The sequence below is a fragment of the Streptomyces sp. NPDC059668 genome (assembly GCF_042734135.1).
Classification (GTDB): Bacteria; Actinomycetota; Actinomycetes; order Streptomycetales; family Streptomycetaceae; genus Streptomyces.
This window is the reverse complement of record NZ_JBHWEL010000002.1, coordinates 116121-130258: the sequence shown is the minus strand read 5'-3', so window position 1 is coordinate 130258 and position 14138 is coordinate 116121. Positions and strand designations below refer to the sequence as shown.

General features: G+C 71.7%; 13 protein-coding genes and 1 pseudogene. 5 read left to right on the top strand and 9 right to left on the bottom strand.

The genetic code is table 11. From position 1 onward, the window contains the following. Positions 1-966 (top strand): annotated as a pseudogene (locus tag ACFV2J_RS03030) (cation acetate symporter); the annotation flags it as partial. Continuing rightward, complete coding sequence (locus tag ACFV2J_RS03025) at positions 963-2177, top strand: sensor histidine kinase (RefSeq protein WP_385096085.1); 1215 nt, start codon at positions 963-965, stop codon at positions 2175-2177. The pseudogene ACFV2J_RS03030 and the gene ACFV2J_RS03025, both read left to right, overlap by 4 nt. A gap of 12 nt (positions 2178-2189) precedes the next feature. On the opposite strand, the gene ACFV2J_RS03020 is transcribed toward ACFV2J_RS03025, so the two are convergent. From ACFV2J_RS03020 to ACFV2J_RS03000, 5 genes are all read right to left on the bottom strand, one after another. After that, the gene (locus tag ACFV2J_RS03020) at positions 2190-2348 is read right to left on the bottom strand and encodes a hypothetical protein (protein ID WP_153291893.1); all 159 of its coding nucleotides are present in this window, start codon (positions 2346-2348) and stop codon (positions 2190-2192) included. Positions 2349-2456: 108 nt separating this feature from the next. Then, positions 2457-3410: a cytochrome c oxidase assembly protein gene (locus ACFV2J_RS03015; protein WP_385096082.1), complete on the bottom strand. Its 954-nt coding sequence runs from the start codon at positions 3408-3410 to the stop codon at positions 2457-2459. Between the two features lie 167 nt (positions 3411-3577). Continuing rightward, complete coding sequence (locus ACFV2J_RS03010; RefSeq protein ID WP_385096079.1) at positions 3578-4603, bottom strand: 6-phosphofructokinase; 1026 nt, start codon at positions 4601-4603, stop codon at positions 3578-3580. A 440-nt stretch (positions 4604-5043) separates the two neighbouring features. Further along, complete coding sequence (locus ACFV2J_RS03005; protein WP_153291896.1) at positions 5044-5772, bottom strand: type 1 glutamine amidotransferase; 729 nt, start codon at positions 5770-5772, stop codon at positions 5044-5046. A 19-nt stretch (positions 5773-5791) separates the two neighbouring features. Further along, entirely contained in the window at positions 5792-7030 is a 1239-nt protein-coding gene (locus ACFV2J_RS03000; RefSeq protein ID WP_168526967.1) for a MurT ligase domain-containing protein, read from the bottom strand. A 154-nt stretch (positions 7031-7184) separates the two neighbouring features. Here ACFV2J_RS03000 and def point away from each other — a divergent pair, with 154 nt between their 5' ends. Further along, entirely contained in the window at positions 7185-7724 is a 540-nt protein-coding gene (gene def / locus ACFV2J_RS02995) for a peptide deformylase (protein WP_385094414.1), read from the top strand. 154 nt (positions 7725-7878) lie between these two features. Here the strand turns inward: def and ACFV2J_RS02990 are convergent, their stop codons facing one another. Then, positions 7879-8523, bottom strand: coding sequence for a TetR family transcriptional regulator (locus ACFV2J_RS02990; protein ID WP_148008033.1), 645 nt, complete (start codon positions 8521-8523; stop codon positions 7879-7881). Between the two features lie 169 nt (positions 8524-8692). Here ACFV2J_RS02990 and ACFV2J_RS02985 point away from each other — a divergent pair, with 169 nt between their 5' ends. Further along, positions 8693-9922, top strand: a complete 1230-nt coding sequence (locus tag ACFV2J_RS02985; RefSeq protein ID WP_385094417.1) for an acyl-CoA dehydrogenase family protein — start codon at positions 8693-8695, stop codon at positions 9920-9922. 98 nt (positions 9923-10020) lie between these two features. On the opposite strand, the gene ACFV2J_RS02980 is transcribed toward ACFV2J_RS02985, so the two are convergent. From ACFV2J_RS02980 to ACFV2J_RS02970, 3 genes are read right to left on the bottom strand one after another with little or no spacing between them, the layout of a single operon-like run. Beyond that, on the bottom strand, positions 10021-10542 hold the full coding sequence (locus ACFV2J_RS02980; RefSeq protein WP_385094420.1) for a cupin domain-containing protein: 522 nt from the start codon (positions 10540-10542) through the stop codon (positions 10021-10023). A gap of 7 nt (positions 10543-10549) precedes the next feature. Beyond that, positions 10550-11764 (bottom strand): cytochrome P450, encoded by a 1215-nt coding sequence (locus ACFV2J_RS02975; protein WP_385094423.1) that lies wholly within the window; start codon positions 11762-11764, stop codon positions 10550-10552. Between the two features lie 5 nt (positions 11765-11769). Continuing rightward, positions 11770-12891: a type III polyketide synthase gene (locus tag ACFV2J_RS02970; RefSeq protein WP_385094427.1), complete on the bottom strand. Its 1122-nt coding sequence runs from the start codon at positions 12889-12891 to the stop codon at positions 11770-11772. Positions 12892-13036: 145 nt separating this feature from the next. Between ACFV2J_RS02970 and ACFV2J_RS02965 the strand changes: the two genes are divergently transcribed. Next, positions 13037-13711, top strand: a complete 675-nt coding sequence (locus ACFV2J_RS02965; protein WP_385437101.1) for a transcriptional regulator — start codon at positions 13037-13039, stop codon at positions 13709-13711. The last annotated feature ends 427 nt before the right edge of the window (positions 13712-14138 follow it).

Genomic DNA, 14138 nt, shown 5'->3' with positions numbered 1-14138 from the left:
GCCCCCCGCGCCCCCGGCCGGGCCCCGCGGCAGACGCGCCGGGGCGGCCCGCGCGCGGCGGGCCCGGCCGGGGGGGCGGCGGGGGCGTCGCGCCCCGGCGCGGGCCGCGGCGGCGCGCCACGCCCGCTCTACGCCACCTACGGACTGATCCTCGCCACCTTCCTCGGCACCATGGGACTCCCGCACGTGGTCGTCCGCTTCTACACCAGCCCGCACGGGGTCGCCGCCCGCCGCACCACCGTCGCCGTTCTCGGACTGATCGGCGCCTTCTACCTCCTGCCGCCCGTCTACGGGGCGCTGGGCCGGCTGTACGCCCCCGAACTCAGCCTCACCGGGAACGCGGACGCCGCCGTCCTGCTGCTTCCCGACCGGGTGATCGGCGGACTCGGAGCGGACCTCCTGGGCGCGCTGGTGGCCGGCGGCGCCTTCGCGGCGTTCCTGTCCACCGCGTCCGGACTGACCATGGCGGTGGCCGGGGTCCTCACCCAGGACGTGCTGCCCTCGCGCGGGGTCCGCCACTTCAGGCTCGGCACGGTGCTCTCCATGGTGGTGCCGCTCGCCGCCAGCGTGATCGTGGGCGGACTGCCGGTCGCCGACGCCGTGGGACTCGCCTTCGCCGTGTCCGCCTCGTCCTTCTGCCCCCTGCTCGTCCTCGGCATCTGGTGGCGGCGGCTGACCCCGCAGGGCGCGGCCGCCGGCATGCTGGTGGGCGGCGGGGCGGCCTTCGTGGCGGTCGCCGCGACCATGGCGGGCTACCCCCGCTCCGGCGTGCCGCACGCGCTGCTCGCCTGGCCCGCGCTCTGGTCGGTCCCCCTCGGATTCCTCACCATGATCCTGGTGTCGCTGGCGACACCCGGCCGGGTACCGCACGGCACGGCGGCGATCCTGGCCCGCTTCCACCTCCCCGAGGAACTGTCCGACGGCCAGGTGCGCGCGGCCGCGCACACGAAGGAGGCCGAGGCGTGAGCGGATTCCTGGCCGGGCTGTGCGTGGCCGTGCTCCCGCTGCTCGCCGCCGGGTTCTGGCTCGGCCGGCGGACCGCGCGGCCCGAGAACCTCGGCGGCCTCGGCACCCCCGTCGAGCACGCCACCTTCGAGACCCTGCACACCGCCTCGCTCGCCGCACCGCCGCTGCGCGCGGGCCTGACCGGCGAGACCGCCGGCCGCTCCGCGCGGCGGCTGCGCACCCTGCTCGGCACCGACGCGCTCTGCCTCACCGACCAGGACACCGTGCTGGCCTGGGACGGTGCAGGGGAGCACCACCGCACCGAGATCATGGACCGGCTGGGCGGTCCGCTGGAGACCGGCCGCGGTGAGGCCTTCCGGCTCCGGTGCGAGGAGCCGGACTGCGCACTGCGCTGGGCCGTGGTCGCGCCGCTCACGGTCGACGACCGGGTGCACGGCGCGCTCGTGGCCTGCGCGCCCCGCGAGTCCGCCGTGCTGGTCCGGGCGGCGGGCGAGGTCGCCCGCTGGGTCTCGGTGCAACTGGAGCTCGCCGACCTCGACCGGTCCCGTACCCGCCTGATCGAGGCCGAGATCAAGGCCCTGCGCGCCCAGATCTCCCCGCACTTCATCTTCAACTCGCTCGCGGTGATCGCCTCGTTCGTCCGCACCGACCCGGAGCGCGCCCGCGAACTGCTGCTGGAGTTCGCCGACTTCACCCGCTACTCGTTCCGCAGGCACGGCGACTTCACCACCCTCGCCGACGAACTGCACGCCATCGACCACTATCTGGCGCTGGTGCGGGCCCGCTTCGGGGACCGGCTCTCGGTCACCCTCCAGATCGCGCCCGAGGTGCTGCCGGTCGCGCTGCCCTTCCTCTGTCTCCAGCCCCTGGTGGAGAACGCCGTCAAACACGGCCTGGAGGGCAAGACCGACAAGTCGAGAAAGAGCCACATCAGCATCACCGCGCAGGACGCGGGCGCCGAGGCGCTGGTCGTCATCGAGGACAACGGCGCCGGAATGGACCCCGAACGGCTGCGCCGCATCCTCACCGGCGAGGTCAGCCCCTCGGACGGCATCGGTCTGTCCAACGTCGACGACCGGCTCCGCCAGGTCTACGGGGACGACTACGGCCTCGTCATCGAGACGGCCGTGGGTGCGGGCATGCGGATCACCGCCCGGCTGCCCAAGTACCAGCCGGGCGTGCACTCGGCGGGACGGCTGCCGCGGCAGTGAGCGCGGCCCCCGTCACGCTCCGCGCGCGGCGACCATCGCGATCGTGATCAGGCCGAGCACCACCCAGCCGAACCACAGCCAGCCGTTGCTGCCGAGCGCGACCGTATAGGCCGTCACGACGACGAGCCCACCGACGGTGAGCACCCCCATGGTCTTCGTCGAACCGGGCATCGCAGCACACCCTTCTCCCGCGGGTCCGCGACGCGGGCCGTGGCCATGGGCCATTTTCACCCGGCGGGAGAAGGTTCGCCAGGGCTGGTCCGGCGGTCGGGAGGTGATTCAGCTGCTGCGGGCGTTGAGCGAGGCCAGATAGGCGTTGTACGCCTCGAGTTCCTTGTCGCCGTCGCGGTCCGCCGCCCGGTCCGTACGGCGGGCCTGCCGCTGCTCGGAGCCGTACCACTGGAAGAGCAGCGCGAGCAGCACCAGGACGGAGGGGATCTCGCTGAACGCCCAGGCGATGCCGCCCGCCGCGTTCTGGTCGGTGAGCGCGTCGACGGCGAGCGAGGCGGGCGGGTTCTTGTACGTGTCGACCATCGGCGTGGACGCCATCATCAGCGCGATGCCGAAGAACGCGTGGAACGGCATACCGGCGAACAGTTCCAGCATCCGCATGAGATAGCCCGGCCGGTGCGGTCCGGGGTCCACGCCCATGATCGGCCAGAAGAAGACCAGGCCGACGGCGAGGAAGTGGCACATCATCAGGGTGTGCCCGGTCCTCGACCCCATCAGGAAGTCGAAGACGGGGGAGAAGTACAGGCCGTACAGGCTCGCGATGAACAGCGGAATCGTGAACGCGGGGTGCGTGATGATCCGCATGTACCGGCTGTGCAGGAACATCAGCAGCAGTTCACGCGGCCCCTTGGTGCCCCGCCTGGCCGCCACCGGAAGGGCCCGCAGCGCGAGCGTGATCGGTGCCCCGAGCAGGATCAGGATGGGCGACAGCATGCTGATCACCATGTGCTGCACCATGTGCACGCTGAACATGACCATGCCGTAGTCGTTCAGCCTGGTGCACATCATCAGCATCACGGTCAGCACACCGACGACGAAGGAGACGGTCCGTCCCGCCGACCACTTGTCACCGCGCCGGGCGAGCCGCACGACCCCCCAGCCGTACAGCCCGAGGCCCACCAGACAGGCGACGAGGAAGAAGGAGTCCGCCGACCATCCGAGCCCCCTCCCCAGCGTGAACGGCGGCAGATCCATGGTCATGCCGTGCCCGCTGTGTTCCATCCGCCGGCTCCTGATTAGTACGGGTTGTGCGCTGTCTGTCCGGACCAGAGTAGAACCGGCCCCGGTCGCCGCAATGACCGGGGTGGGCACCCGTGCCCCGGCGGGGGGCGCGGGGAACCGGAGGACAGGCCGTCACGAACCCGCGGCGGGAGGGCCGCGTCAGGGGCTCAGAGCACGCACTCCGCTTCGGCGTACCGCTCCTCGGGCACCGTCTTCAGCGTCTCCACCGCCTCCGCGAGGGACACCATCACGATGTCGGTCCCGCGCAGCGCGGTCATCATGCCGAACTCGCCCCGGTGCGCCGCCTCCACGGCGTGCCAGCCGAAGCGCGTCGCGAGCACCCGGTCGTAGGCGGTCGGTGTGCCGCCGCGCTGGACGTGCCCGAGGATCACCGGACGGGCCTCCTTGCCGAGGCGCTCCTCCAGTTCGAGGGAGAGCTGCCGGGCGATGCCGGCGAACCGCTCGTGCCCGTAGACGTCCTTCACGCCCTCGTCGAACGCCATCGTGCCCGCGCGCGGCTTGGCGCCCTCCGCGGCCACGACGATGGCGAACCGCTTGCCCGCCTCGAAGCGCTCGCCCACCTTGGCGGCCAGCTCCTCGATGTCGAAGGGGCGCTCCGGTACGACGATGGCGTGGGCGCCGGCCGCCATGCCGGAGTGCAGCGCGATCCAGCCGGTGTGGCGGCCCATGACCTCCACGATCAGCACCCGCTGGTGGGACTCGGCGGTGGTCTTCAGCCGGTCCAGGGCCTCGGTCGCGACGCCGACGGCCGTGTCGAAGCCGAAGGTCACGTCCGTGACGGCGATGTCGTTGTCGATGGTCTTCGGTACGCCGACGATCGGCAGACCGCCGTCCGAGAGCAGCCGGGCCGCCTTCAGGGTCCCCTCGCCGCCGATCGGGATGACCACGTCGAGGCCGAGCTCCTCGACATGCCCCCTGGCCCGCTCCACGCCGTCACGCAGATGCGCGGGCTGGACCCGGGAGGAGCCGAGCATCGTGCCGCCGCGGGCCAGGATGCCGCTCACCGCGTCGAGGTCGAGCTTCAGGTAGTCGCACTCCAGAAGCCCTTTCCAGCCGTCCCGGAAGCCGATGACCTCGTCGCCGTGGTCGACGACGGCGCGGTGCACGACGGACCGGATGACGGCGTTCAGGCCGGGGCAGTCGCCGCCGGACGTGAGGACACCAATGCGCATAGCCCGGAATACCTTCTCAACGTGGGCCGGGGACCGGACCACGTTGTCCGGCTGGAATCCCGATCACCCTACCGGCGGGACGGGGTCGTGCCGTAGCGGGCGTCCGCCTGGTGGACTCGCCCGCACAAGTGAGCGGACCGGCTGTCAGGCGGGCTCTTGTGTCCACCGTGCCGTACACACCTTGGGGGGGGGGGGGGGGTGGGGGGAGACGCGCGCGGGGTAGGAGGGGGGGGGGGGGCCGGCCCCCCCCCCGCGGGCGCCGGCCCCCGGCGTCGGGGGGGTGTGAGCGCCCCCGCTCGCACACCCCAGCGGGGGCGCGGGTCCGTCCCCCTCCCGCCCCGCCCCTGTGTACGTCGTGCCGGGTCCGCCGGACCGCCGCCGGTGCGCCGGTCACGCCGTGGCGCGTCCGGGTGGTGGCGGGCCGGTGGCGGCGTGCCGGCTCAGGCCGGCTGCTGCGCGGAGGCGATGCGCTCGCCGCGGAGCGCCTCGTACCAGCGGTCGTCGATCGGCGGCAGCGCGTTCACGTCGAGCGCCAGCTTCAGCAGCAGGTCGGCGATCTGCGGGTTACGGGCGAGCACGGGCCCGTGCATGTACGTACCGAAGACCGTGTCGTTGTACGCGCCCTCGGTGCCGTCGCCGGTGCCGTTGCCCTTGCCGAGCCGCACCTGCGCGAACGGGCGCGCGGTGGGGCCGAGGTGGGTGACGCCCTGGTGGTTCTCGAAACCGGTCAGCTGCGGCAGGCCCAGGCGCGGGTCGATGTCCCCGAGCACGTCACCCACGCACCGCTCGCCCTCGCCGCGCGTCGAGACCACGTCGAGCAGGCCGAGGCCCGGCTCGCGCTGCCCGAGGTCGTTGATGAACTCGTGGCCGAGGATCTGGTAGCCGGCGCACACCGAGAAGACGATCGCGCCGTTGCCGACCGCGCGGTGCAGGCCTCCGTCGCGGCGCAGCCGCTCCGCGGCGAGCCGCTGCGGCCGGTCCTCGCCGCCACCGATCAGGTAGATGTCACCGGAGGTGGGGATCGGCTGGTCGCTGCGCACGTCGAGGCGGGCGACGTCGAGTCCGCGCTGGCGGGCCCGGCGCTCCACGACGAGCGCGTTGCCCTGGTCGCCGTAGGTGCTCAGCAGGTCCGGGTAGATCCACACCAGACGCAGGCTGTTGTCACTCATTCTCTTCGTCCTCCGTGGCTCAGTTGCCGACACGACGCCTCAAATCCTGGAACGCGGTGTAGTTCGCGATGACCTCGATACGGCCGGGCGGTGCGAGCTGCACGGCCTGGTCGAGGGTCTCGCAGACCTGGAAGGACTGGTTCGCGACCTCGAGGCGCACCGCGAGGTCGAGCTTTCGGTCACCGAGGACGAAGATCGGGTGCCCGGTCAGCCGGGTGTAGTCGACGTCCCACAGCCAGGAGGTGTCGGTGCCGTCGGCGCCCCGCGCGTTCACGGACAGGATGACCGGGGTGGGCGGCGGGTCGATCAGGGAGAACGTCTCCAGCCAGCCGGCGGGGTTCTTGGCCAGCAGCAGACGCAGGTCGCGCTGCATGAACTGCACCACGTCGTAGCGTCCGGCCACCGCCTGCACCTGGTACATGCGCTCCAGGGCGACCTGCGGGGGCACTCCGAAGACGGCGGCGACGGCGGCCGACGAGGCGGCGTTCGCCTTGTTGGCGCGGCCGGGCAGCTGGAGGTGGATCGGCCAGGCGGAGCCGTGCGGGTCGAGGACGTGGTCGCCGGAGAGCGCCCAGGTCGGCGTCGGACGGCGGAACCCGCAGTCGCCGCAGAACCAGTCGTCGCCGGGGCGCTGCATCACACCGCCGCAGGACGGGCAGGACCAGGCGTCGTCCTTCCACATCTGACCGGCCGCCACCCACATGACGTTCGGCGAGGAGGACGCGGCCCACACGACCAGCGGGTCGTCGGCGTTGGCGACCACGACGGCCTTGGAACCGGCAAGACCCTCACGCCAGTGCTCGGCCATCATCCGGGTCTCGGCGGCCCGGTCGAGCTGGTCGCGGGAGAGGTTGAGCAGCGCGATGCACTTCGGGTCGGTGTCGCGCGCCACACCGGAGAGGTACTTCTCGTCGACCTCGATGACCGCGAACTTGGCGTCCGAGCCGCCGGCCAGCGCCGAGGTGATGCCCGCGGGCATGTTGGCGCCGAGCGCGTTGGACACGACCGGGCCCGCGGCGCCGAGCGCCTCCGCGATCAGCCGGGTGGTCGTGGTCTTGCCGTTGGTCGCCGACACCAGGATCACGTCCAGGTGTGTGGCGAGCCTGGCCAGCAGGTCGGGGTCGAGCTTGAGTGCCACCCGGCCGCCGATCACCGATCCGCTGCCGCGTCCGGCGGCCCGCGAGACGGCCGCCGCCGCCTTGCCCGCCGTCACGGCCAGCTTGGCCCGCGGCGTCAGCGGGTCCGAGTTGCCTGACATCGTTTCTCGATCCTCCTTGCGTACGCGCCGCGCCTCTGCCCCCGGCACCGTGTGGGCCTCAGCCTATCGAGATCCACTCACGTGCCCGAATCGCGGCACCACGACGGTGCCCGCGCGACGTTCGCGCGCCAGTAAGGACCGTACCCTTGCCGCCATGCGACACGGCTCCATCCCCGGCTCCCGAGGGCGCGTCCGCCCGGTGACCCTGCTCGGCGACCCCGTCCTGCGCGCGGCCTGCGAGGAGGTCACCGACTTCGGTCCCGAACTCGCGCGGCTCGTCGAGGACATGTTCGCGACGATGTACGCGGCACGGGGCGTCGGCCTCGCCGCGAACCAGGTCGGCGCGGCCCTGCGGGTGTTCGTGTACGACTGCCCGGACGACGACGAGGTCCGTCATCTGGGACATGTGGTGAACCCACGTCTCGTCGAGGCGGACGGTGTGGTCCTGCGCGGTCCTGAGGGCTGTCTCTCGCTGCCGGGCCTGGAGGCGGGCACGGAACGGTACGACCACGCCGTCGTCGAGGGTTTCACCGCGGACGGGGAACCGGTGCGCGTGCACGGCACGGGGTGGTTCGCCCGCTGTCTCCAGCACGAGCACGACCACCTGGAGGGCGGTCTGTACGTGGACCGGCTCAGCGGGTGGCGCCGGCACCGCGTGCTGCGGCAGGCGGCACGGGCGTCCTGGGCAAGGTGATCAGGGTCGGCCGGCCGCGGAGCGGGGTGGCCGCTCGCGCGGTTCCCCTCGCGCGGTTCTCCCGTGCCCGTGCAGAGGGGCCCGACCGGTGCCGCTCAGGGGCCCGGGGAGCCACGTGGTCAGCCGAATCCGGCCCGCGGCCGGGGGACGGACCTCAGAACCCGGGACCCCCGACCCGGTCCCCGGCGGCGGCCAGCCGGCCCCACAGCAGATCGGCCAGGCTCCGCACCAACTCGGCGCGCGTGCAAGGCCGCTCGCCCAGCCACCAGTCCCCGGCCGCATGCATCATGCCGACGATCCCGTGGCCCCACACCCGGGCCAACTGCTGACTGCCCGGGCCGAGATCCACTCGTTCCTCGATGACCTCGGCCAGTTCCTCGCCCATGCGCCGCAGCAGCGGCGCGGAGTGCTTGCCCACGTCGAAGCCCGGGTCTCCGGGCTGTCCGCCTTCGGAGGGGTGCATCAGGAAGCGGTAGACCTGGGGGCGTGCCTCGATGGCCGCCAGATACGTGTCGAGGGTCGCCTCCACCCGCTCGCGGCGCTCGGCGGGCGCGTCCAGCGCGGCCCGCAGCGCTCCGAGGAGGGCGTCCGTGTGCCGTTTGGCGAGCGCGGCGTAGAGACCGCCCTTGTCGCCGAAGTGCCGGTACAGGATGGGCTTGGTGATGCCGGCCTCGGCGGCGATGGCGTTCATCGAGGCGCCGGGGCCGTCGCGGAGCACCACTCTGTCCGCGGCCTCCAGCAGCTCTCGCCGGCGGCGGTCGGCGGACCTCTGCTGATCGGTCCGCTGTGTGGTGTCCATGATCTCTCCCCACCCATGGTGATTCGGTGACGCCTGCGCAAACTAACACTCATCAGCCCATGCACATCGAACGGGCTGCCGAGGGGGCTTCGGGAGTTGACTTTCTCTACTGGTCAGTAACAGACTCCAGTTACCGCAAGTAACATTTTAGTGCACCGCTGGAGGGGACATGGCCGAGTTCACCATGGAGCTCAACGACGAACAGAAGGAGGTCCGCGACTGGCTCCACGGGTTCGCCGCCGATGTCATCCGTCCCGCGGCCGCCGAGTGGGACGAGCGCGAGGAGACTCCCTGGCCGGTCATCCAAGAAGCCGCGAAGGTCGGCATCTATTCCCTCGACTTCTACGCCCAGCAGTACTTCGACGCCACCGGCCTCGGCATACCGATGGCCATGGAGGAACTGTTCTGGGGCGACGCGGGCATAGCCCTCTCCATCGTCGGCACCGGCCTCGCCGCCGTGGGCGTCCTCGCCAACGGCACCGAGGAGCAGATCGGTACCTGGATCCCCCAGATGTACGGCGATGCCAACGATGTCAAGGTCGCGGCCTTCTGCTCGTCCGAGCCCGACGCGGGCTCCGACGTCGCCTCCATGCGCACCCGGGCGGTGTACGACGAGGCCAAGGACGAATGGGTCCTCAACGGCACCAAGACCTGGGCGACCAACGGCGGCATCGCCAACGTCCACGTCGTCGTCGCGGTCGTCGACGCGGACCTCGGCTCCAAGGGCCACGCCTCCTTCATCGTGCCGCCGGACACCCCCGGCCTCTCGCAGGGCCAGAAGTTCAAGAAGCACGGTATCCGCGCCTCACACACCGCCGAGGTCGTCCTGGAGGACGTCCGTGTCCCCGGCTCCTGCCTGCTCGGCGGCAAGGAGAAGCTGGACGAGCGCCTCGCCCGTGCCCGTGAGCGGGCCAGGGCGGGCGGCGGTGAGCGCGTGAAGAACGCCGCGATGGCCACGTTCGAGGCGTCCCGTCCGGCCGTCGGCGCGATGGCGGTGGGCACCGCCCGTGCCGCGTACGAGGTCGCCCTCGACTATGCGACGACCCGTGAGCAGTTCGGGCGGCCGATCATCGACAACCAGGGTGTCGCGTTCCAGCTCGCCGACATGCGTACCTCCATCGACGCGGCGCGTCTGCTGGTGTGGCGCGCTTCGTGGATGGCGGTCAACGGCAGGCCGTTCACGGCGGCCGAGGGGTCGATGTCCAAGCTGTTCGCCAGTGAGACGGCCAAGAAGGTCACCGGACAGGCGATCCAGATCCTGGGCGGCAACGGCTACACCCGTGAGTACCCGGTGGAGCGGATGCACCGGGACGCCGCCATCTACACGATCTTCGAGGGCACGAGCGAGATCCAGCGGCTGGTGATCGCCCGGACGCTCTCCGGGATGCCGATCCGGTAGCCGTGCGACGCGGGGGCGCGGGTCCGGTGCTGCCGGTCGCGCGGTTCCCCGCGTCCCTGAGCGCGGTTCCCCGCGTCCCTGAGACCGGGGCGCCGTCCTCACCGGTGCTTCAGAGGGGTGAGTTGCTCGATGTCGTACCGCTTGCGCAGTTCCTCGATCGCCGCGTGATCCGGTGGGCCGCCCGTGCCCAGGATCTCCAGCAGTTCCTCGAAGTAGCGCTCGTGGTCCGGTGGCGGTGACGCCTGGAAGAACATCTTCGCCGGTGTCTCGGTGGGGTTGGAGAAGGCGTGCGGGCAGCCCGGCGGGACGACGATGACCGTGCCGGGTGTCGCCCGGACCACCCGGCTGCCCGAACTCGACTCCCACTTCTGCCAGTTGTCGGGGGTGCGGATCCGGGGTTCGAAGGCGAGCACGTCCAGTTCGCCTTCGAGCACGTAGAACAGTTCCTCGCTGCGCGTGTGCACATGCGCGCCCACGTCGAACCCGGGCGGCACCAACACCTCGAAGGTGGAGGCCATTCGGGAGTGCGAGCCGGTCACCTTGAACGTCACGTGCTGGGCGGGCGTCCGTACCACCCGGCCGTGACCCGGCGGTACGAGGAGCCCTTCGGGCGCGGTCATCGTCCGCTCACCACCTGACGGGCAGGGCCTCGGGGCCGCGGATCAGTGCTCCCTTTCTGAACGGGACCTGTTCCGGCGCGACGGCGAGCCGCAGGCCCGGCATCCGGTCGAGGAGCGCGTCGACCAGGAGCTCCGACTCCAGCCTCGCCAGCATTCCGCCCGGGCAGTAGTGCGGGCCGAAGCCGAACGCGACGTGCGGGTTGGGACTGCGGGAGAGGTCGATGGTCTCCGGGTCGGAGAAGACCTCCGGGTCGCGGTTCGCGGCCAGGTACGACACGTAGATCGCCTCGCCCGCCCGGATCCGCACGCCCTTGATGTCCACGTCCTCGGTCGCGATGCGGGAGAGGCCGACCGCGCTGCGGTGCGGGATGTACCGCAGCAGTTCATCGATGGCCCGCGGGCGGATGCCGGGCTCGGCCCGCAGCCGTTCGGCCAGGTCCGGGCGGGTCAGGAGGAGGAAGAACAACTGCCCGCAGTTGTTGGTGACCGCCTCGCCGCCGATCTGGAGGAGGACGGCGAGACCGACGGCCTCCTCCAGAGTGATCTCGCCCTGGCCCACGGCCGCGCCGAGCAGTGAGGTGACGTCCTCGTCGGTACTGCCCCCGCGGTCGCCGATGAGCTTCGAGAAGTAGGCGCCCATCTCGTTCCTGGCCTTCTCGCTGACCTCCGCGCCGTGCGCGGAGGACAGGATCAACTGGGTCCAGGTGTGCATGCTCTGCTGGTCGATGGCCGGCACACCCATCAGCTCGCAGATGACCGCGATGGGGAAGGGGCCGAGGACCGTCTCGGTGAGGTCGGTGGGCGGACCGTCCTGGAGCAGCTCGTCGACGAGCTCGTCGAGCGTCCGCCGGGACTTCTCGCGTACCCGCTCCACCCCGCGCGCCGTGAAGGCGGCGGCCACCGACCGGCGCAGCCGGGTGTGGTCGGGCGGGTCGAGGAAGCCCACCGCTCCCCGGGCCGGGATGAAGTGCGGGGCGAGGCGGGTGACCGGATGGTCCATGACCGCCTCGCGGCTGAACCGGGGGTCGTTGGCGACCATGCGCACGTCGTCGTGGCGGGTCACCAGCCAGGCCCAGCCCTCGCCGTTGGGCAGCTTGACCCGGGTGACCGGGCCCTCGCGCATCAGCTCGGCCAGCACGGGGTCGAAGTCCACGCCGGCCAGGTCGAGGGCGGGCCAGTCGTGGACGGCCGGGACCGCCTCGGTGATCGTCTCCTCGGTCATGCCGCTCATGCCGGCTCCCCGTCGTTGTCCTGCCAGCGGCCCAGGGACATCTCCGCGGTGATGCCGGGTCCGAAGCCCGCGAGCAGTCCGCGTGAGGCGTGCTCGGCGCCGCCCTCGTCGAACAGCCGGCGCGCGGCGTCGAGGACGACGGCGCTGGCGATGTTGCCGTACTCGGTGAGCGTGGCCCGGCTGAACCGGAAGGCGTCCGGCGGGACTTCGAGGAACTTGCTGAGGTCGTCGAGGATGCGCGGGCCGCCCGCGTGGATGATGTAGAAGTCCAGGTCGGAGGCGTCCCAGCCGTGCTGCCGGGCGAGCGAGTGGAGAGCGGGGGCGAGCGGCTCCATCGTTCCCGGCACCCGCTTGTCCAGCAGGAAGTGGAAACCGGTGGCCCGGACGTCGTACATGATCCACTCTTCGGTCTTGGGGATCAGGTACGAGCCGTTGCGTTCGAGCTTGATGCCGGTGCCTCCGCGGCCCCGGACGACGGCCGCGGCGATGCCGTCGCCGAACAGTCCGTTGGACAGCAGGGAGCCGACGCCGAGGTCGGTCGGCTGGTAGCAGAGCGAGCAGAACTCGCAGGCCACGATGAGGGCGTTGCCCTCGGGGTAGGCGGTGCAGAAGTCGTGCGCCCGGTTGATCGCGGCGCCGCCGGCGGCACAGCCCAGCTGGGCTATGGGCATCTGCCGGGTGTCGCTGTTGAAGTCCATCGTGTTGATCAGCCAGGCCGTGAGCGAGGGCATCATGAACCCGGTGCACGACACGTAGATGATCATGTCGATGTCGGTGGTGAGGAGCTCGGCGTCGTCCAGCGCACGCTGCACGACCGCGGGGACGCGGGCCTTCGCCTCACTCTCGTAGACCTTGTTGCGGTCCTCGAAGCCCGGGTGCTTGAGCGTCTCTTCGATGGGCTGCACGATGTGCCGGGTCTTGACACCGGTGTTCTCGATCAGTCGCAGTGCCAGCGGCAGTTGGGGGTGGTCCGGGTGGCGGGAGCTCGCCAGTTCCAGCGTCTCCTCCATCGTGATCACGTGTTCCGGGACGGAGACCGAGGGTTTGCACAAAGTCGCCATTGAGCGCGCCTTCTTTCGCCTTCCGGGGAACTCGCGTCCCCCGGCGGAAGGATGGATCACCCACGATGCGAAGGGGTGGTCCACCCACGATCACCCGGAAGCGTGGGGATATCGCGTCGGACTACTCCATTGCGGGGAATTTCGGGACGAAGTGGGATGCTGGTGGGAGGTCCCCCGGACAGGCGAATCGAAGGAGTACGTCATGGCGCGCACGGCCAGGGAGCTGCTGGAACGCACGGCCGGGAAACTCGCCCCGGACCCCCATGCGAACCGGCTGCTGCCGCTGATCGCCCGGGGCGCGGCGCAGCGCTCCACCCTCGCGGCCCTCGCCCTGGAACAGGGTCATGTGATCCCCGCGGACCGCCGGGCGTTCCTGCATCTGGCCGAACGGCCGGACACCGGCCCCGAGTGCGCGGCGTTCTTCACCGGGCTGGCGGAGGGGGAGGCGCTCGCCCTGGACCGGCTGGCCGCCTGTACGGACGCCTGCGGGGCGGACGAGACGCGAGCGGCGGAGTACGAGCCGCTCGCGGGCTGCCAGAGCTATCCCGCGTACATCGCCTGGCTCGCCATGAACGGTTCCCCCGCCGAGGTGGTGCTCGCCCTGACCGCCAACTTCGCGGCCTGGGGCGGCTACTGCGCGACGATCGCCGAGGCCCTGCGCAGCCACTATGGCTTCGACGACGAGGCCTGCGGCTTCTTCGACCACTTCGCCGCGCCGGCGCCGGAGGTGCGGCAGCGGGCGCTGGCCGCCGTGCAGGAGGGGCTGGCGGCCGGCCGGGTCGACGAGGACCGGGCCCACCGCCACGGCCGTCTGCTCCAGTCCTACGAGACGGCGTTCTGGCACGCGCTGTGGGAGCAGGACCAGCGCGTCCCGTGAAACGCCCTCCGGGCCCGCCACGGTCACGGCCCGCGCCGCCGGGGTCACGGTCACACCGGGCGCCAGGCACCCCGCTGAACTCCCGGCCACGCACTCCGGGACCCGGGTCGAGCCCGGCTCCGGGGGCACGGGACCGAGCCGCGGAGGGGTCCCCCGGCTTTCGGTGACGGGGGCAGCCCAACGCTTTCGGGACGCGGGCGGGGGCGGGGCCGTGCCGGGGGTTCTGAACGGGTGGTGGTGGGGGCGGGGCCGTGCCGGTACGTCGAGCCCGTCGCCGCTGGATCAGGCGTTGGCCGGGCAGGGGAGCCGTTGCTCGATCCGGGCGTAAGCGACGGGCTGCGACGTACCGGCACGGCCCCTCGCGTGCGTCGCCGGGTGCGGGAGTCGTTGCTCGCCGGGCCCTGGGTTCAGGGACGCGGGGCGGGCC